At 50.6% G+C, this 19,021-nt stretch carries 18 protein-coding genes; 12 read left to right on the top strand and 6 right to left on the bottom strand.

The features are described 5' to 3' along the window. Window positions 1-149: 149 nt before the first annotated feature. On the bottom strand, window positions 150-1,121 hold the full coding sequence (locus IOQ59_RS20085; protein ID WP_193955264.1) for a PstS family phosphate ABC transporter substrate-binding protein: 972 nt from the start codon (window positions 1,119-1,121) through the stop codon (window positions 150-152). Window positions 1,122-1,470: 349 nt separating this feature from the next. Here IOQ59_RS20085 and IOQ59_RS20080 point away from each other — a divergent pair, with 349 nt between their 5' ends. Further along, entirely contained in the window at window positions 1,471-1,872 is a 402-nt protein-coding gene (locus tag IOQ59_RS20080; RefSeq protein WP_193955263.1) for an acyl-CoA thioesterase, read from the top strand. Between the two features lie 138 nt (window positions 1,873-2,010). Here the strand turns inward: IOQ59_RS20080 and IOQ59_RS20075 are convergent, their stop codons facing one another. Beyond that, entirely contained in the window at window positions 2,011-3,240 is a 1,230-nt protein-coding gene (locus IOQ59_RS20075) for a spore maturation protein (protein WP_193955262.1), read from the bottom strand. 169 nt (window positions 3,241-3,409) lie between these two features. On the opposite strand from IOQ59_RS20075, the gene IOQ59_RS20070 reads away from it, so the two are divergent. Beyond that, window positions 3,410-3,919, top strand: a complete 510-nt coding sequence (locus IOQ59_RS20070; RefSeq protein WP_193955261.1) for a hypothetical protein — start codon at window positions 3,410-3,412, stop codon at window positions 3,917-3,919. A 68-nt stretch (window positions 3,920-3,987) separates the two neighbouring features. Here the strand turns inward: IOQ59_RS20070 and uvrD are convergent, their stop codons facing one another. The 3 genes from uvrD to IOQ59_RS20055 form a co-directional block, all read right to left on the bottom strand. Next, window positions 3,988-6,195: a DNA helicase II gene (uvrD, locus tag IOQ59_RS20065; protein ID WP_193955260.1), complete on the bottom strand. Its 2,208-nt coding sequence runs from the start codon at window positions 6,193-6,195 to the stop codon at window positions 3,988-3,990. A gap of 102 nt (window positions 6,196-6,297) precedes the next feature. Next, a complete protein-coding gene (locus IOQ59_RS20060; RefSeq protein ID WP_193955259.1) occupies window positions 6,298-7,278 on the bottom strand; it encodes a homoserine kinase in 981 nt (326 codons plus the stop codon). A gap of 4 nt (window positions 7,279-7,282) precedes the next feature. Continuing rightward, entirely contained in the window at window positions 7,283-7,558 is a 276-nt protein-coding gene (locus IOQ59_RS20055; protein WP_193955258.1) for a DUF2782 domain-containing protein, read from the bottom strand. A 90-nt stretch (window positions 7,559-7,648) separates the two neighbouring features. Between IOQ59_RS20055 and polA the strand changes: the two genes are divergently transcribed. Next, window positions 7,649-10,396, top strand: a complete 2,748-nt coding sequence (polA, locus tag IOQ59_RS20050) for a DNA polymerase I (protein ID WP_193955257.1) — start codon at window positions 7,649-7,651, stop codon at window positions 10,394-10,396. Window positions 10,397-10,584: 188 nt separating this feature from the next. On the opposite strand, the gene yihA is transcribed toward polA, so the two are convergent. After that, a complete protein-coding gene (gene yihA, locus IOQ59_RS20045; protein ID WP_193955256.1) occupies window positions 10,585-11,238 on the bottom strand; it encodes a ribosome biogenesis GTP-binding protein YihA/YsxC in 654 nt (217 codons plus the stop codon). A gap of 208 nt (window positions 11,239-11,446) precedes the next feature. On the opposite strand from yihA, the gene IOQ59_RS20040 reads away from it, so the two are divergent. The 9 genes from IOQ59_RS20040 (at window position 11,447) to tatC (ending at window position 18,919) form a co-directional block, all read left to right on the top strand. Continuing rightward, on the top strand, window positions 11,447-12,049 hold the full coding sequence (locus IOQ59_RS20040) for a c-type cytochrome (RefSeq protein ID WP_193955255.1): 603 nt from the start codon (window positions 11,447-11,449) through the stop codon (window positions 12,047-12,049). 123 nt (window positions 12,050-12,172) lie between these two features. Further along, on the top strand, window positions 12,173-12,808 hold the full coding sequence (locus IOQ59_RS20035) for a thiol:disulfide interchange protein DsbA/DsbL (RefSeq protein ID WP_193955254.1): 636 nt from the start codon (window positions 12,173-12,175) through the stop codon (window positions 12,806-12,808). A gap of 156 nt (window positions 12,809-12,964) precedes the next feature. After that, window positions 12,965-14,542 carry a diguanylate cyclase gene (locus IOQ59_RS21535; protein ID WP_193955253.1) on the top strand — a complete coding sequence of 526 codons (1,578 nt, stop codon included), beginning with the start codon at window positions 12,965-12,967 and terminating at the stop codon, window positions 14,540-14,542. 80 nt (window positions 14,543-14,622) lie between these two features. Further along, window positions 14,623-16,254, top strand: coding sequence for a ubiquinone biosynthesis regulatory protein kinase UbiB (ubiB, locus tag IOQ59_RS20025; RefSeq protein WP_193955252.1), 1,632 nt, complete (start codon window positions 14,623-14,625; stop codon window positions 16,252-16,254). A 108-nt stretch (window positions 16,255-16,362) separates the two neighbouring features. Further along, a complete protein-coding gene (hisI, locus tag IOQ59_RS20020) occupies window positions 16,363-16,752 on the top strand; it encodes a phosphoribosyl-AMP cyclohydrolase (RefSeq protein WP_193955251.1) in 390 nt (129 codons plus the stop codon). Window positions 16,753-16,762: 10 nt separating this feature from the next. Further along, the gene (locus IOQ59_RS20015; RefSeq protein WP_193955250.1) at window positions 16,763-17,095 is read left to right on the top strand and encodes a phosphoribosyl-ATP diphosphatase; all 333 of its coding nucleotides are present in this window, start codon (window positions 16,763-16,765) and stop codon (window positions 17,093-17,095) included. Between the two features lie 312 nt (window positions 17,096-17,407). Further along, window positions 17,408-17,659, top strand: coding sequence for a twin-arginine translocase TatA/TatE family subunit (gene tatA, locus IOQ59_RS20010; protein WP_228051046.1), 252 nt, complete (start codon window positions 17,408-17,410; stop codon window positions 17,657-17,659). 16 nt (window positions 17,660-17,675) lie between these two features. After that, complete coding sequence (gene tatB, locus IOQ59_RS20005) at window positions 17,676-18,098, top strand: Sec-independent protein translocase protein TatB (RefSeq protein ID WP_193955249.1); 423 nt, start codon at window positions 17,676-17,678, stop codon at window positions 18,096-18,098. Then, window positions 18,098-18,919 carry a twin-arginine translocase subunit TatC gene (tatC, locus tag IOQ59_RS20000; protein WP_193955248.1) on the top strand — a complete coding sequence of 274 codons (822 nt, stop codon included), beginning with the start codon at window positions 18,098-18,100 and terminating at the stop codon, window positions 18,917-18,919. Before tatB ends, tatC begins: the two co-directional genes overlap by 1 nt. Window positions 18,920-19,021: the final 102 nt, after the last annotated feature.

Below are 19,021 nucleotides of genomic sequence, written 5' to 3'. Positions count from 1 at the left end.
TGAGAGGTCCTGAAATTAGCGTCGGGCGTACAATAAGACAAGTTTGTTACGCTTGTGTTACACGAAGCACACTAACGCAAACGGGGGGCTCCTTTCGGAACCCCCCTTTAATTGTGAGACCCTAAGATCTCGTCAGATGAACTGTGGGATTACAGGCCCAGAGCAGACATCTGTTTTTCTACCAGCTTAGCTGGCAGTGGGATGTAGCCGTCTTTTACAACAACTTCCTGGCCCACTTTAGACATCACCATCTTCAGGAACTCACGTTCCAGTGGAGACATAGGCTGACCTGGCTTTTTGTTCACGTATACGTACAGGGAACGTGCCAGCGGGTAAGAACCGTTCAGAGAGTTCTCAGGCGTTGCAGCAACAAACTTCTGACCAGGCTTTTTAGCCAGCGGCAGTGCACGTACGGAAGACGTTTTGTAACCGATACCGGAGTAACCGATGCCGTTCAGGGACGTGGAAACGGACTGTACAACGGAAGCAGAACCTGGCTGCTCGTTTACGTTGTTCTTGAAGTCGCCTTTACACAGTGCTTTCTTCTTGAAGTAACCGTAAGTACCGGATACAGAGTTACGACCGAAGATCTGGATGCTCTTACCCGTCAGAGTACCTTCTACGCCAGCATCGCCCCATTTGGTGATGTCAGCGGCGTTGCCACACTTACGTGTGGAGGAGAAGATTGCGTCAACCTGAGGAATCGTCAGGCCTTTCACTGGGTTATCTTTATGTACGTATACCGCCAGAGCGTCGATAGCAACGGCTACTGGAGTCGGCTTGTAACCGAATTTCTTCTCAAACGCAGCAATTTCTTTGTCCTTCATCTTACGAGACATAGGACCCAGGTTAGACGTACCTTCAGTCAGTGCTGGAGGCGCAGTAGAAGAACCTGCCGCCTGAATCTGGATGTTAACGTTCGGGTAGGCACGTTTGAACTCTTCAGCCCACAGAGTCATCAGGTTCGCCAGAGTATCAGAACCTACAGAAGACAGGTTTCCAGATACACCAGACGCTTTCTGGTAAGTAGGCAGGTTTTTGTCCAGCAGATCTGCAGCGTTTGCAGTCATGCAGGTTGCAGAGATAGCAACAGCTGCAAACAGCTTCTTCATCGGTTTCATCAGAATCTCCAGAGAGAATAATTTGGTTTGTATTTTGCGATGGAGGCTACTATAAAATCGATTTGTGACATTCATATGACATGTGCGTTCACGAATGTCTTTCGTGTGAAAAAGTTCTGATCCAAAGCAGAGATACCGAGGGTCTATAATGTGTAGACTTTAGTTGTAATCGGGTGTTACCTTGGGGCACGGCAGGTGCCCGCATTCAGCAAAGTGCCCTGTCTTGCTGTCTATATAAGGAGTCATGCGATAAGCAGGCCCGAGTAGCAGTTATCGGTACGCTGGTCTAATGTCCGGTACACTACAGACTATTACGATGTTACAAAGTACTCCAAGTGGAAGTCGCGCCATGATAAACAACAATGAAGATCAGATTCTGTCACCGGAAGGTCAGCTTACCCTGACATTACCCGCCGATCCTCAGGCCACCAACATGTTTGGTGATGTCTATGGTGGCTGGGTATCGTCCCAAATTGTGCTGGCGGCGGAGATTAAAGCGGCTGAAGTGACCAGTGGTCGGGTGGCGACGGTGTCTGTTGGCGGTATGGAGTTCATGTCTCCGGTGTTGGTGGGTACGGTATTGTCCTTTTACACCCGGGTTTTAGAATCCGGGCGCAGTTCATTACGCATTCGGGTCGAAGTCTGGGGACGTTGCCCGGATGGCAGTGATGTGCGTAAGGTGACAGAAGCTGAATGCGTTCAGGTGGCCATTGACGGTCATGGCCATATCCGGGCGATCGATTTCGGCTAACCATCCGGTCGTGCCTACGCAATAGAGGCGCGGCCTTGTTCGACTACGCTTGATTCATGATAGAGGTACACATGTTCATATGTTGCCTCACCTGCCAAGCGTTATCCGCTTAGGATAACGCTCTCTCATAAGACGCTTCTACCCAAAGAACCAGTACCCACATACGATAGCCGCAATAATGCCGGCTAAATCTGCTGTCAGACCACACGCCACCGCGTGTCGGGTATGACGAATACCGACCGAGCCAAAATAGACCGCCAGAACATAAAAGGTGGTTTCGGTTGATCCCTGAATAATGGATGCCACATGGGCGGCAAAGGAGTCGACCCCCTGCGAATGCATCGTTTCCAGCATCATCGCTCGTGCGCCCGAGCCTGACAGCGGTTTCATAATCGCGGTAGGCAGTGCCTCGGCAAAGCGCGTATCCATACCGAACAACGCAACGCCTTCACGTAATAACCACACGAACCCGTCCAGCGCACCGCTGGCCCGCAGCACTCCGATAGCCACCAACATGGCCAGCAGGTAGGGGATGATCATGATTGCGACATTAAAACCCTGCTTCGCACCTTCGATAAAGGTTTCGTAGATATTGACCCCTTTTCGATGGGCACTGACCAAAAAGAAAATAATGATGCTGAAGATCAGTAGATTGCCGATCAGCGATGACTGACGTTGTAACTCATCCACCGCCAATGTGCTGAAGTACGCGACAGAGGCCAGTAATACGGCGGCGAAACCGCCCAGATATAACAACGTAATACGATCCCAGAGCCGGATCTTTTGTACCCATGAAACCGCTAAGAGTCCGGCGAGCGTCGAGCAGGCGGTAGCGATCAGTATAGGAATGAAGACATCGGTTGGATTGGCTGCCCCTTGTTGAGCCCGATACAGAAACACCGTAATCGGAAACAGTGTGACCGACGAGGTATTGAGTACCAGAAATAGTATTTGAGCGTTGCTGGCGGTGTCTTTCTGCGGGTTCAGGCTTTGCAGGTCCTGCATCGCCTTCAAACCCAGCGGGGTCGCTGCGTTATCCAACCCCAGCATATTGGCTGACAAATTCATGGTCATTGAACCAATGGCTGGATGGCGGGGGGGCAGGTCCGGCATCAGCCGGGTAAACAAGGGGGTCAGCACACGGGCAAGCTTATCGATCAAACCGGCGGCTTCGGCCAGCTTCATGATGCCCAGCCAGAAGGCGAGGGTGCCGATCAGACCAATCGCCAGCTCGACCGACAATTTGGACATATCAAAGGTCGATTGCACCAGACGTTGAAAAACTTCGGCATCGTCCAGCCAGAGCCATTGGTAGAGGCCACCGGCAAACGCAGCCAGAAAAAAGAACAGCCATATCCGATGCAGCATAAGTGAGAAGGTCCTTATCTTGTTCAGAAGTATGATAGTGTAAACAACGGTTGATCGTAATCATCGTTCCTCACAAGATGGATTGCAGTTTCATATTTCTGCACCTAGACTTTTGAGCTAACTGTGCAGGTCAGGAAGACCGGCCGTCGCTTTAATAGGAGACTTCGTTTTGAGTAGCACGAAGAAAACTGCGTTTGATGACACGCTGGATGCAGTGCCATTGCTGGAGTATCAGCAGTCCCAGAAGTTGGTTCAGTGTTTTACCCAGAACGATAACGGGGAGCAACGGATGCGCCTTGTTGAGATGGAAAACTTCCGTCTCTGGGAATACATGATGACGACTAAGCATGGTCTTGAGATTCTGGAACCGGAGCCATGTCTGTGGATTCATCAGGGTGATTTCGACCGTAAGCAGGATATTTTTAGTCATGCGCCGAGTGTGCAAGCCGTTAATCGTGTTGTGCTGAGTATTTACGATGAAGCTTATGGTTTTAGTCACTTCATCAACCGTTTTGTCAGTGCCGCCGATACTGAGCAGCTGATTGAAATCCTGAAAAGCCATATGCAGGGGCGCTTAAACAAGGGTGATGAATGTGAAGTCATCGTGGTTGAGGGTTACTGTGTGCAGCGCTGGCAGCACGAAAGCCTGCCACCTTTGATGGTTGGTTTGTCCTGCTAATTATCTAATTCATAAATAAAAAAAGGCTGCGTTTGCAGCCTTTTTTATTGCCCTGAGAAGCATGTAGCTTAGAGCGGTTGGAGATTGGCGAAGCCAACAACCAGCCACTTCGGTCCTTCAAAGTCGAAATTGACCTGTACCCGTGCTTTAGGGCCTGAGCCTTCAAAGTTCAGTACGGTCCCTTCGCCAAACTTCTGATGGTTCACCCGTTGCCCCAACGACAGGTTAGTCGCTGGGATCTCAGCGCTGGAGAGCGAGCTGTTACCGCCAAACAGGCTGGATTTTTCGGGACGCGCTGAGATTGGACGCGAAACCGAGGCATTCAGGCGTACCTCTTCCAGCAGGTGATCGGGGATCTCTCGGATAAAACGGGAAGGGCGGTTAAAGGTTTCCTGCCCGTGCAAACGGCGCGACTCTGCGTAAGTAATGTGCAACTTCTTCATGGCGCGGGTAATACCCACGTAACAAAGACGGCGCTCTTCCTCGAGACGGCCCGGTTCTTCGGCAGACATCTTGTGTGGGAACAGTCCTTCTTCCATCCCTGCCAAAAATACCAGAGGGAACTCCAGACCTTTCGCAGAGTGCAGAGTCATCAGTTGTACGCTGTCCTGATGTTCATCCGCCTGTGCATCACCGGCATCCAGTGCAGCTTGATCCAAAAAGGCAGCCAGCGGTGAGGTGAAGGCCTCTTCAAAACTTTCATCCCACTGATGGAGGAACTGTTTCGCCGCGTTGGTCAGCTCCCCAAGGTTTTCGATACGGGACTGGGCTTTTTCACCTTTCTCTTTCAGGTGATGTTCAATCAGTCCCGAGCGCTCGACCACGTGTTCGGTCTGCTCGTGCAGCTCAACACCCTCGGTCTCTTTGGTTAACTCATTGATCAGATTGAGAAAGGCGACCAGTGCGTTGCTGGCACGGGCGGGTAACTTTTGCAGTCCGACCACTTCGGTTGCAGCACGCCACATGGAGATTTGTTCGATACGGGCGTGCTCACGCACCACTTCTACCGTACGGGTGCCGATACCGCGTGTCGGTACATTGATCACCCGTTCCATCGCCGTATCATCGTCGCGGTTGGCGATCAGGCGCATATAAGCCAGTGCGTTTTTGATCTCCAGGCGATCATAGAAACGTTGTCCACCGTAGATACGATAAGGCACTGCGGCGCGAATCAACGCTTCCTCAAGTACCCGGGACTGGGCATTGGAGCGGTAGAGAATGGCAGATTCGCGACGTAAATTCCCTTCGCTTGACCACTGACTGATCTGATCAACGATAAAGCGCGCTTCGTCCTGTTCATTGAACGCGGCATACAGCGAGATTGGGTCGCCGTCGCTGGAATCGGTCCGCAGCTCTTTACCTAGTCGTCCCTGGTTGTTGCGGATGACTTCGTTGGCTGCGCTCAGGATGGTATTGGTGGAACGGTAGTTCTGTTCCAGCTTAATGGTTTCAGTGCCGGGGAAGTCGTTATTCAGGTTCTGAATGTTTTCGATCTTCGCGCCACGCCAGCCGTAGATGGACTGGTCGTCATCGCCAACAGCCATCATCTTAGGATCGCTGCCGGTGAGCAGGCGCAGCCAGCCGTACTGGATGCTGTTGGTATCCTGGAACTCGTCGACCAGAATGTAGCGGAAACGCTCCTGATAGTGTGCCAGTAGGTTAGGACGTCGGTCACGCAGCAGTTCCAGTGCACGCAGTAACAACTCGCCAAAATCGATCATGCCGCCGCGTTCACAGGCTTGCTCGTACGCCTGATACATCTTTAGCATCATCTGGTTGAACTGATCACCTGAAGGTTCGATATGCTGGGAGCGCAGGCCTTCGTCTTTCTGTTCGTTGATGTACCACTGGAACTGACGTGCCGGCCAGCGGGTTTCATCGAAGCCCATCTCTTTGGACAACCGTTTGACCAGACGTAACTGGTCATCGCTGTCCATTATCTGGAAATTTTCCGGTAACCCTGCGTCCTGCCAATGTGAGCGCAGCAGGCGGTGTGCGAGGCCATGGAAGGTGCCGACCCACATGCCCTGAGGGTTAATTCCCAGCAGTTCTTCGATACGACCCCGCATCTCACGCGCCGCTTTATTGGTAAAGGTTACGGCCATGATGGAGTAGGGTGACATCCCTTCGGTCTGGATCAGCCAGGCGATACGGTGCACCAGTACACGGGTTTTGCCCGAGCCAGCGCCTGCCAATACGAGCAGGTTTTGTACCGGTGCGGTGACGGCCTGACGCTGAGCATCGTTAAGGGAGTCGATAATGTGGGTAACGTCCATAGAACTGTCGCTATCTGAAGTTGGGCTGGGAAAAGAGAGATTAGAAGGTACAGGGGGTAGAGTATACCCCCTGATACTGTATATGTTTACAGCGTTGTGCGTTTATTGCGGTAATGCAGCCGGTGTCTCGATACGAGCCAGCAGAATCTGCTTCAATTCATCCGGGTCTTTTATTTTGGTCTCGACATCTCCGGAGCGCGTCCCCTGCTCGACCCCCAGTGCTGGAATCAGGCGGGAGAGCCAGAATCGCATAGCGGCGGTGCGGGTCAGGATCGGCCAGGCTTCATGCTCAAAGTCTACAAACGGTCGTTCGCTGTTGTAGGCCTTCAGTAGCGCTTGTTCACGCGCGGGATCGATCTTCCCGTTAGGTAAACTGCACCAGTCGTTGGCGACAATGGCCAGGTCAAACAGCCAGAACGCAGTGGCCGCGTTGTAGATATCGAGAATCGCGCTGAGTTTATCGCCATCGAACAGCACGTTGTCATGGAACAGATCACCATGGATGATGCCGCTGGGCAGTTTGTCGCCTTGTTCGCGTAGCTCATCAAACAGTTTGACCTCATTCAGCAGCAGCGCAGCATCCTCTGCAGATAGCAGAGACTGAATACGGCGACTTTCACTGCGCCACCAGAAAACACCACGGTGCGCCTGACGGCTCAGATAAAAATCTTGGCTCGCCGTATGGAAGCGAGCGAGTGCTCGCCCGACTTCAGCGCAGTGTTCAGGTTTCAGCTGATCGCGTGCGATGTGACGGCCTGCGAAGCGCGGTTGCAGAATCGCCGGACGGTCATTGAGTCGCTTTTGCGCAATACCGTTTCGATCGGTAATGCCGTAAGGGAGCGGAATACCGCGTTCAGCCTGCCATTGGGCCAGCTCAACAAAAAACGGCAGTTCTTCGCCACTCAGCTCTTCAAACAGGGTCAGCACATATTGCTGCTCCTGTTTGTCCTGCTTCAGAGTGACAAAGTAGTTGGTGTTCTCGATGCCACCCTGAATGCCTTCCAGTGCGACCTGTGATCCCAGGTCAAAGTCGAGCAGCAGGCGATCAAGATCGTCTGGAGTTACTTGAGTATATACAGCCACGTGATTACCAGCGGAACAGAATCCATTTAGGGATGAGAAGTTGAGACTGATCGGCGCGAATAAACTCGTCGCCGTCGGCCGGTACCAGATAATACGGCTTACCGCTTTCGGGTACGACCTTGATTTCGCGCAGTTCACCGTTGATACGGTATTCGTAAAAGGTTGATCCTTCACCGTGACGGATAGTGACCTCAGGTTCGTTTTCATCGAACTGAGGCAGAGACTCCGCCTGTGCCAGAGGCGCGATCAGTAACAGCGCGGTCAGCAGCAATCGTTTCATAATATATCCTTTGTTTTGGTTGGCTGCATCGATATCGACTATGATTGTCGCCCTGAACCAGTCCGAACTGCAACCAACATGGATACCGCCATGAGCGAACAGCACTCCCCCCTCATTTTAGTTGACGGCTCTTCCTATTTATACCGTGCATTCTTTGCGTCACAACAAGCCGACCTCAGAACGTCGGATGGCGTGCCAACCGGGGCCGTGCGAGTGGTAACCTCCATGCTGCGTAGTTTGCTCAAGCAATATCCGCAGAGCCCGGTAGTGGTGATCTTTGACGCCAAAGGCAAAACCTTCCGTGATGATATCTATCCGGAGTACAAAGCGCAGCGTCCGCCGATGCCGGATGATCTGCGTCTGCAGATTGAGCCGATCCACAATATTGTCCGCGCCATGGGCCTGCCACTGATCGCCGTGGAAGGGGTGGAAGCCGACGATGTCATCGGAACCCTGGCGGTTGAAGCCAGCGCCAAAGGGATCGACACCGTGATCTCCACTGGCGATAAAGATATGGCGCAGCTGGTGGATAAGCACGTCACCCTGATCAACACCATGACCGATACCGTGATGGATGAGGCGGGTGTGGAAGAGAAGTTTGGTATCCCTCCGCACCTGATTATCGACTATCTGGCGCTGATGGGCGATAAGGTCGATAACATCCCTGGCGTGCCGGGTGTCGGTGAAAAAACCGCGCTGGCGTTGTTGCAGGGGATTGGCAGTATCAAAGATCTGTATGCGAATCTGGATAAAATTCCGGCGCTGGGTTTCCGTGGTTCCAAAACGATGCCGAAAAAGCTGGAAACGCATCGTGAAGAAGCGGAGCTGTCCTATCTGCTGGCAACGATCAAAACAGATGTGGAGCTGGATTCTCAGGTCGAAGACTTTGTGTTGCCTGCGCCTGATACCGCTGCGCTGAAAGAACTCTTTTCTACCTTTGAGTTTCGTAGCTGGGTACGTGATCTGAGCAGTGATGCCGCTGAATCTACCGATCAGCCGATGGACGATGCTGAACCTAAGGCGCCGGAAAACGTTGAATACGAAACCGTACTCGATGAAGTCGCGCTGGATCGTTGGATCAAAGTGCTGACAGAGGCGGAGCTTTTTGCGTTTGATACGGAAACGACCAGCCTCAACTACATGGAAGCGGAGCTGGTGGGGGTTTCGTTTGCAGTTGAGCCCGGTAAAGCCGCGTACGTGCCGGTAGCACACGATTATATGGGCGCGCCTGAGCAGATCAGTCGTGAATGCTTGTTAGAGAAGCTTAAACCGCTGCTGGAAAGCGAGAGCCATCTTAAAGTGGGTCAGCACATCAAATACGATATGAATGTGTTGGCGCGTTACGATGTCACTCTGCGGGGTGTCGCCTATGACACTATGCTGGAATCGTATATCTACAATTCCACCGCTACGCGCCATGATATGGACAGTCTGGCGGATAAATATCTGGGTGTTAAGACGGTCCACTTTGAAGATATTGCCGGTAAGGGCAAAAAGCAGCTGACTTTCAACCAGATTGAACTGGAGCAGGCCGCCCCTTATGCGGCGGAAGATGCCGATATTACTCTGCGTCTGCATCAGGCACTGGTCGCGAAGCTGGAGAGTACCCCGGACGTAAAGCCGGTATTCGAAGAGATTGAGCGTCCGCTGATTCCGGTGTTGTCACATATTGAACGGAACGGTGCACTGGTCGATGCTAATCTGCTGGGATTACAGAGTGTGGAGATCAGCCAGCGACTGCAGGAACTGGAAAAGGAAGCTCACGAGGAAGCCGGCGAGCCGTTTAACCTGAGCTCGCCCAAACAACTTCAGGTGATTCTGTTCGAGCAGAAAAAGCTGCCGGTTCTGAAGAAAACACCAAAAGGTGCACCGTCCACAGCGGAAGAGGTGTTGCAGGAGTTGGCGCTGGATTATCCGTTACCGAAGCTGATTCTGGAACACCGTAGTCTGAGTAAGTTGAAATCAACCTACACCGACAAATTACCGCAGATGATCAATCCGGCCACCGGGCGTATTCATACCTCGTATCATCAGGCCGTCACGGCGACCGGGCGTTTGTCGTCCTCTGATCCGAACTTGCAGAACATCCCCGTGCGCAATGCGGAAGGTCGTCGTATCCGTCAGGCATTTGTTGCCCCGCAGGGCTATAAAATTGTGGCAGCGGATTACTCTCAGATTGAGCTGCGCATCATGGCGCATCTGTCACAGGATCAGGGTCTGCTTAACGCGTTTAGCCATGGCGATGACGTGCACCGTGCGACGGCTGCAGAGGTGTTCAAAACAGAGGTTGCTGATGTCAGCTCCGAGCAGCGTCGTCGCGCGAAAGCGATTAACTTTGGCCTGATTTACGGTATGTCAGCCTTTGGCCTGGGTAAACAGTTGGGTGTCGGGCGGAATGAAGCGCAGCAGTATATTGAGCACTATTTCGAAACCTACCCGGGTGTCCAGCACTACATGGATGATATTCGCACTAAAGCGGCAGAGCAGGGCTATGTAGAAACCCTGTATGGTCGTCGCCTTTACCTGCCAGAGATTAAGGCAAAGAATGCCATGCGCCGTCAGGCTGCAGAGCGCACAGCGATCAATGCACCGATGCAGGGTACTGCGGCAGATATCATTAAGAAGGCGATGTTAAGTGTCGACGCTTGGTTGTCTGGTGGCGAGATGGACGCTCGTATCATCATGCAGGTGCACGATGAGTTGGTGTTTGAAGTGCGTGAAGACCAGGTGGAGGCGTTTGTGTCGGCGGTCAAAGATAAGATGGCTGCTGCGGCCAATTTGGACGTGCCGTTGGTGGTGGACGCCGGTGTGGGTGATAACTGGGAACAGGCACATTAGGATACCTCTGAATAAAATTTAAACAGAGGTTGAACCTTTCTGATCCAATGCAGTCACATACTGTGAGTCACATTCAAGACTGTGCCATGGTAGTGGCTCTCTAAAACAAGCATGCGTTGAGGCCCTAGATACCCCCTTGTTCCCCTTCCAGGTATCCAGGGCTTCTTTTTGTCCGCTGTTTGGCGCCGTTATTCTTCCGGCTGGTCGTCGAACTCGTCTTCCATACCCTCGAGCAACCAACTGTCGATGCGCATGCTGAGCTGGTCGATACCCTGACGTTTCAATGCAGAAAATATCTGTAGGGATACATTGTCGCCCAGTTCGTCTGTCAGCTCTTTCTTCAGCTTGAGTAGCGTGTTTTGCGCAGGGCCTTTCTTCAGCTTGTCGGCTTTGGTGAGCAAAACATGCAGTGGCATACCCGTGCTTTTGCACCATTGGGTCATCATTTGGTCGAACTCTTTCATCGGATGACGGATATCCATGACCAGCACGACACCCCGCAGGCATTCACGTTTTTGCAGGTAATTGTCGAGATGCTTCTGCCAGTGCAACTTCATTTCCAGCGGCACTTTGGCAAAGCCATATCCCGGCAAATCGACGATCCGTGTGTGCTCAATGTTGAGATCAAAAAAGTTGATCAACTGCGTACGGCCCGGGGTTTTCGAGGTTCTGGCCAGCTTTTTGTTGTTGGTCAGAGTGTTGATAGCGCTGGATTTCCCTGCGTTGGAGCGACCTGCAAAGGCTACCTCCGCACCGATGTCTTCCGGACACTGGCTGAGTTTGGCAGCGCTTTTGTTAAAACGTGCTGAGTTGTAGCTTATCGGTGAGCGTTTTATTGACATGTGTAGGGTTCGCGCCTTGTCGGAACAGAGATTGCCGTTCCAGTTTGTATGGATATTAGGTTATAATTGCGCCAAATTTTACCTGTGATAAGCGAAAGGCTCTAGTGTCACAGGCAAGTGAGGTTCTCACGATCATCGGATTTCAGCCCTGAACGCTGCCGGTGAACGTCAAAAAACTTATTAAAATCAAGAGTCTGGGTTCTCGTCGATGAATAAACTACTGATCAGCATGCTGTTGACCCTGGGTATCACTGGTGTAGCTCACGCGGCAGGTGATGCTGCTGCAGGGCAGGCAAAAGCGGCCGTATGTGGCGCGTGCCATGGTGCCGATGGTAACAGTGCAATCGCTAACTTTCCTAAACTGGCCGGCCAGAATGAAAAATATCTGGTTAAGCAGATGAAAGACATCAAAAACGGATCACGTCCGGTTGTTGAGATGACGGGGCTGCTGGACAACCTGGATGACCAGGATCTGGCGGATCTTGCGGCATTCTTTGCGAAGCAGGCGACTCAGATCGGTCACGCTGCTAAAGATCAGGTTGAAGCGGGTCAGAAAATCTACCGTGCAGGTATCGCGGCGAAAGGTGTTGCTGCGTGTACAGCTTGCCACAGCCCAACCGGTACGGGTAACGCTTCCGCTGCATTCCCTGCAGTGAGCGGTCAGCACTCAGCATACGTTGAGAAACAGCTGAAGATGTTCCGCAACGCTGAACGCTCTAACGATCCAAACAAGATGATGCAGGATATTGCTGCTAAGCTGAGTGATGCAGAGATCAAAGCCGTTTCTGCTTACATTCAGGGTCTGAACTAAGCAATATTCAGGCTAGATTAAATAAAGGCAGCTTAGGCTGCCTTTTTTATTAGCTGAAATCGAACTTTTTGATCCCTTTCGGAGTCTCACTCAGCTGCTTGAGTGTGAGTTGGAGAAATGAACATGCTAAAAAAACTTGGAATGATGCTAATTGCGTTGATGTTGCCAATGGCTGCGTCGGCGGAGACTGAGGCCGGATTTAAAGAAGGTGTGCATTACGCTGTCTTACCGTTTCCGGTAAAAACCGCAGATGCTAACCGAGTTGAGGTAGTAGAAGCATTCGGATACCCGTGTCCGCACTGTAATAGTTTTGAACCTTTGGTACAGAACTGGGAGTCGAAAAAGGCTGAAGACGTTAATTTTGTTCGTCTGCCTGTTGTGTTTGGCCGTAGCTGGGAGCCGTTTGCGCGTGCTTATTACAGCTCTGAGCTGCTGAAGACCGTTGAGAAAACCCACGTACCTACATTTAATGCGGTTCACGTAGAACGTCGTCGTTTTGGCAACAAGGATCAGCTGGTTGAGTTTTATGGCAAGCTGGGTGTTGATGAAGCGAAGTTTAGCAAGATGTTCGATTCTTTTGCCGTGACAATGAAGTTACGTCAAGGCGATTCTAAACTGCGTGGTTATGGTATCACCGGCGTACCGTCTATGGTCGTTAACGGCAAGTATCGCATTACGGCTCAGATGGCAGGAAGCCATCAGAAAATGCTGGAAGTGGTTGATTATCTGGTCGCGAAAGAACGTAAAGCGGCTCAGTGATCCCCGTTTCTGTTTGAAAAAACCGCCTTATATAGGCGGTTTTTTTATGCCTTCAACAGTTGAAGTTGTTTCAGATATCTAGAGTTGGCGGGCGGCTTCCTCTAACATAGAGGCAAGAGTTAAAAATTGTGCAGTTGTTTCGACTGAGGGTAGATCGTGTCAGCACAGAATGAAGACTGGAAGCAGAAGTATAGGGAGCTAGCGCTGGAAATTGAGGACACTCAGTCTCAATTTCAAAAACAGGAAGGACTTCTGAATCAGATTATCGGTAGCATGGTTTTAGGTCTGGAGGGCGAGGACGCCAAACTGGACCTTGAATTAAACGAACTCAGAGCAGGGCTAACCCAAGGCGGGAATGGTTCGACGCTGGGGCGTGTCTCCAAGAGTCTGGACAAGCAGATCCGTCGGCGTGATGAGTCCCGTGAAAAACAGTCCAAGTCAATTCTGAAAGCGGTGCAGCGCTGGATCCGCCAGTTGCGCTACTCCACCGAAGAACAGCATATTCATAATTTGCTTGATGCATGCGAGCAGCGCAGCAAAAAACTCACCGAAGCCGCGTATGAACTGCCTGCGTTGTTAACCGATCTGGTTGAACTGCAGGCGGGGATGTCAGCAGAGCAGCCGGAGCCATCTGCAGAGAATACGACCCCTACCAGAACAATATCCGAAACAGAGGATTCCTCTGAAGAACAAAGGCGTTTGTTGCAGGCGGTTGCAACAGAACTAACGATGCTGCTGACAGGGTTGCCGTTGTCCGATCAGGAAGCGGATGAAAGCAGGGACCTGTTGCGTCGAATTGATGAAGGGATTGCCTTGGCGGATCTACCGTCGATGTTACGCCAGATCATCAGCTTGGTGGGTAAAAGCAATGGTAAGGGTGATGAAGAGTTTGAAACCTACCTGCTGGACCTGAGTTCACAGTTGAGTGAAGTTGAGAGTTTCATCAAAGAAAGTCATCACGAGCAGCAAAGTATCGGTGAGAATCAGCGTAAGCTGGATATACAGGTACGCTCTAATGTTCAGCAGCTGCACGAAACAGTTAAAAGTAGCCATGATCTAAAAGAACTGAAGATGGCGGTTGCAGGAAAACTCCAGCATGTTGTGCAGGCGATGGATGACTTCAAGCGTGATGAAGACGAGCGAGAAACCCGTCTTCAGGAGCGCTATGAAAATTTGCTCGAAAAGGTTGAGCAGATGGAACAAGAAACACGTGAAGTTCGGGCCCATATGGAAGCGGAAAAAGCCCGAGCAACCACCGATGCTCTGACGGGTTTACCAAACCGTGCTGCATACGACGAGCGTATTGCCGAAGAGGTAGCTCGTTGGCAACGTTATCAGACGCACTTCTCTGTAGCGGTAGGGGACTTGGATTTCTTTAAGCGGATCAATGACACCTACGGGCATTTAGCGGGCGATAAAGTGCTGCGTCTGATTGCGAAAGTGGTTAAGTTGAAGCTGCGAGGATCCGATTTTGTAGCGCGTTACGGTGGCGAAGAGTTCGTTATATTGATGCCATCAACAGGAGCAACAGAGGCCCATCAGGCCGTGGATAAAATCCGTCAGGCGGTAGCAAAAAGCCCTTTTAACTTCCATGGTAAGCCCGTCACTGTCACGATGTCGTTTGGTGTAAGCGAATCAAAGGAAGGCGATAACGAAGAGTCTTTATTTAGCCGTGCAGATGAAATGCTCTATAAAGCCAAGGCGAATGGACGCAATCAGGCGGTGATTGGCTGACCTGATTTTAGGCAATGAATTTCTATTGGGATGGTGTAGCATTGTCGCGCCGAATTAGCTGATTACAGGATCACCTGTTTGTGAAACGTCTGCTCAGAAGTGTAAAAATCCTGCGGGTTGTTGCCCGCTACCGTCTGGATACGTTCTTCGACGGGATGAATCTTCCATTTTATCTGCGTGTACTGCTAAAACTGTTACCGTGGCGCTATACGGTCGCGGCAGACCTGCCTCGTGGCGAACGCCTGCGTCTAGCATTGGAGGCATTGGGGCCGGTATTCATCAAGTTTGGCCAGATGCTCTCTACCCGGCGTGATTTGTTACCCGATGATGTGGCGGAAGAGCTTAAAAAGCTACAAGACCAAGTGCCTCCTTTTGGTGGTGCTGAAGCACAGCATATTATTGAACAGTCACTAGGGCAGCCGGTCAGTGAACTGTTTGCTCAATTTGAACAGCAGCCTCTGGCATCCGCATCCGTTGCTCAGGTTCATAAAGCGACATTGGGTGATGGTCGTGATGTTGTGGTCAAAGTGATCCGTCCGGGTATTGAGCGGACTATCCAGAAAGATGTCGCCTTGCTTTATAGTCTGGCTCAGATCGCACAGGCGATCTGGGCGGATGGTCGCCGCTTACGCCCGGTTGAAGTTGTTGCAGAGTACGAGCAAACGATCTTTGATGAGCTGGATTTGCGTAAAGAGGCGGCAAATGGCTCGCAGTTACATCGTAACTTCGACGGTTCTGATGTGCTCTATATTCCAGAGATTTATTGGGACTATACGCGTTCCAACGTACTGGTGATGGAACGTATCCATGGTATCCCTGTCGCGGATATAGCGCAGCTTGAAGCCCAGAATACGGATATGAAAAAACTGGCGGAACGTGGAGTAGAGATATTCTTTACTCAGGTGTTTCGTGACAGCTTCTTTCATGCGGATATGCACCCGGGCAATATCTTTGTGTCTCGTGATAATCCTCAGTCACCTCAATATATCGCCGTTGATTTTGGTATTGTGGGTTCGCTTACCCCGGAAGATCAGAGCTATCTGGCACGAAACTTCCTGGCGTTCTTCCAGCGCGACTATCGTCAGGTCGCACAATTACACGTGGATTCAGGTTGGGTGCCTTCAGATACCAACGTAGATGCCTTTGAAACTGCCATTCGTAGTGTGTGTGAACCCATTTTTGAAAAGCCGCTGAAAGAGATCTCCTTTGGTCAGGTGTTATTGGGACTTTTCCAAACTGCGCGACGCTTTAATATGGAAGTGCAGCCCCAGCTTGTCTTGTTGCAAAAGACGCTGCTGAATATTGAGGGACTGGGTCGCCAGCTTTATCCAGAACTGGACTTGTGGAAGACCGCTAAACCTTTCCTTGAAGGCTGGATGAAGGAACGGATGGGGCCTAAGGCAGTCTACCGTAGCATCAAGCAGCAGGCGCCGGACTGGTTGGAAAAAATGCCTCACATGCCGCAACTTGTGTTTGATGCACTGAATCAGGTGCGCCGATTGGATGATAATCGTGCGCGTGATCTGCGGGCATATGCCGCCGCGCGTGATGAACTTGAACGCAGACATCGGCCTACGCGTTATTTGGGTGGGGCGTTGATATTATTGGCGCTCATCTCGGGTAATGACCAGGCGATGGATTGGTTAGCATCAGTTTCTACCGCCTCCTGGATCGCTGCGGGTGTTGGTTTGTATCTGGTAGTACGACGCTAAAAATCTGGCACTACGCCTCGGTTATACGCCTGTTGTATATATGGTGGAAGGCAGTTTGTTCAGGTATGCTTGCCGCTTTGAATTAGAATTTGCTAAAGAAGTAAACACATGTCTGCACCTTGGCTTGAACAGGTAAAATGGAACAGTGATGGTTTGGTCCCAGCGATTGCGCAGGACCATGAAACAGGTCGTATCTTGATGGTCGCATGGATGAATGAAGAGGCTCTGTCTCTGACCGTCAAAGAACAGCGAGCCATCTATTGGTCACGTTCGCGTAACAAACTCTGGCGCAAGGGTGAAGAGTCAGGGCATGTGCAGCAGTTACATGAAATTCGGTTGGATTGTGATGCCGATGTCATATTGATGCATGTTAAACAGCTGGGCGGTATATCCTGCCATACTGGGCGAGAGAGCTGCTTTTACAGCGTACTGAAAGATGAAGAATGGGTGCCGGTAGAACCGGTGCTGAAAGACCCAGCAAGTATTTACAACAAATAGGCTGTATTCGATGAGTGACGTATTGACCCAATTGGGAGAAATTCTGGAAGAGCGGAAAAATGCAGCTTCTGAGAAATCCTACGTAGCGAGCCTGCACGCCAAAGGTCTGAACAAGATCTTGGAAAAAGTGGGTGAAGAGTCGGTCGAAGCTATCATTGCTGCCAAAGATGCAGAGAAAAGTGGTGATAACAGTGATGTTATTTATGAGACTGCTGATCTCTGGTTCCATAGTTTAGTCATGCTGTCCCATTTGGGAGAGAAGCCGCAGACGATTCTCGACGAATTAGCACGTCGATTTGATATGTCAGGCCTTGAAGAAAAAGCGGCGCGTACCAATAAATAAGGCATGGCAGGATGCATTATCTGTCAGATCATCGTAGGTAATGTACCTGCAAAGATTGTGTATCAGGATAAGTACTTTGTGATGTTTCGGAATGGACCACACCAAGTGGCGTTTCACGATATTGCGAAGGCGTGTACGAAATGTAGATGACCCGCAGGTGGGCGGTATCAGACTTATCGCCCAGTGATGATCCTGTCGCACCATTATTCAATAGGGGCGGGATCAACATCAGAAGGTCTACCCTATTCATTTTCATCTGTTGAGTGGCGGAAGTCTGCCCTCAATATAAGAATAAAAGCGGAGAGTTTTAGTATGGGCATTGGTGGTATCAGTATTTGGCAGCTGTTGATTGTTGCACTGATCATTGTTCTTCTGTTTGGTACTAAGAAACTGCGTGGCATGGGTGGAGACCTGGGCAGCGCGATTAAAGGTTTCAAGAAAGCTGTAACCGAAGATGAAGAGAAAAAAGAAGAAACGACTAAGAAGCTGAATAAAGAAGACGCTGACTTCAATGAAGCTGATTCAGCTACTGCGAAGAAAGAAGAAACTAAGTCTGACAAGTAAGCCGGCGGCATAGTAGATGTTTGATATCGGCTTTGCTGAACTGCTTATTGTTGCTGTTGTAGCGCTAGTGGTCCTTGGGCCAGAGAAGCTGCCAACTGCGGCCCGTACTGCGGGCTTATGGGTTGGCCGCATCCGGCGTACGCTCAGCGGTATTCAGAGTGAAATCTCTGAAGAACTGCGTATTGATGAAATGAAGCGCACAGTAGCCATCCAAAAAGAAGAGCTGGATAAAGAGCTGGCAGAAATGCGTACACCTTTTACTGAGGGCAGCAGTGATGACTCGCCTTTTGGTAACAGCGTCTCTTCGCCAGAAGAACTCAAGGCTAAGCAACCTGTCTCAGGTGAGAGTGCATCTCAGCCTGAAAACAGTATCGCTCCACCGGTGTCGACGGGAAGCGAACAAACGGCTCCAGATGCCGCAAATAAGACTGAGAAGTAATGAGCGAGCATAGTAATAACCTGCCGGGTCAGGATCAGGAACAACCTCTTATTTCCCATCTGTTAGAGATGCGTCAGCGCCTAATGAGGGTCTTGCTGATTGTATTGCTGATCTTTCTGTCGTTATTCTATTTTGCCAACGACCTTTACACCTATCTGTCTGATCCGCTGACATCTTTGCTGCCGGAAGGCACTAGTATGATTGCAACGGATGTTGCATCTCCCTTCTTTGCTCCTTTCAAACTGACCCTGGTTGCATCTATCTTTCTGGCGATGCCCGTCATTTTGCATCAGGTTTGGGGGTTTATAGCACCGGGCTTGTATCAAAATGAAAAACGATTAGCAGTGCCGCTACTGGTTTCCAGTATTTTCCTGTTCTATGCAGGTATGGCTTTTGCGTATTACGTTGTATTTCCATTGATGTTTGGTTTCTTTACCAGTGTTGTACCCGTTAATGTCGAGATTGCGACTGACATCAGTAGTTATCTGAACTTTGTACTCAAACTGTTCTTTGCGTTTGGTATCGTTTTTGAAATACCTATAGCAACGTTGCTGCTCATTTGGACCGGCGCGGCCACTGCTGATGGTCTGGCACAAAAGCGAGCTTATGTGCTGGTAGGGTGCTTTGTTCTTGGGATGTTGCTAACTCCTCCAGATGTGATCTCCCAGAGCCTGTTGGCTGTACCTATGTGGTTGCTGTTTGAGGTGGGGATCATCATGGGGCGTATCTTCGTCAAAAAGAATAAAGACGAAGACGATGACGAGCTTGATGATGAGTTTGAAGATGCCATGAGTGAAGAAGAAACGAATAATCGTGATTAAGGTACTTTCTTAATTCATATAAAAGGGGCGCCGTCAGGCGCCTTTTTTGTGTCTGGTGCTTTGGTTTGATTGTTATTTAATCGGAATTGGTTGTTTGTTGAG

Origin of the sequence: Pontibacterium sinense (assembly GCF_015209595.1) — a bacterium.
Lineage (GTDB): Bacteria > Pseudomonadota > Gammaproteobacteria > Pseudomonadales > Balneatricaceae > Pontibacterium > Pontibacterium sinense.
The sequence above is the reverse complement of the archived record's forward strand: the minus strand, read 5'-3'. Positions and strand labels throughout refer to the sequence as shown.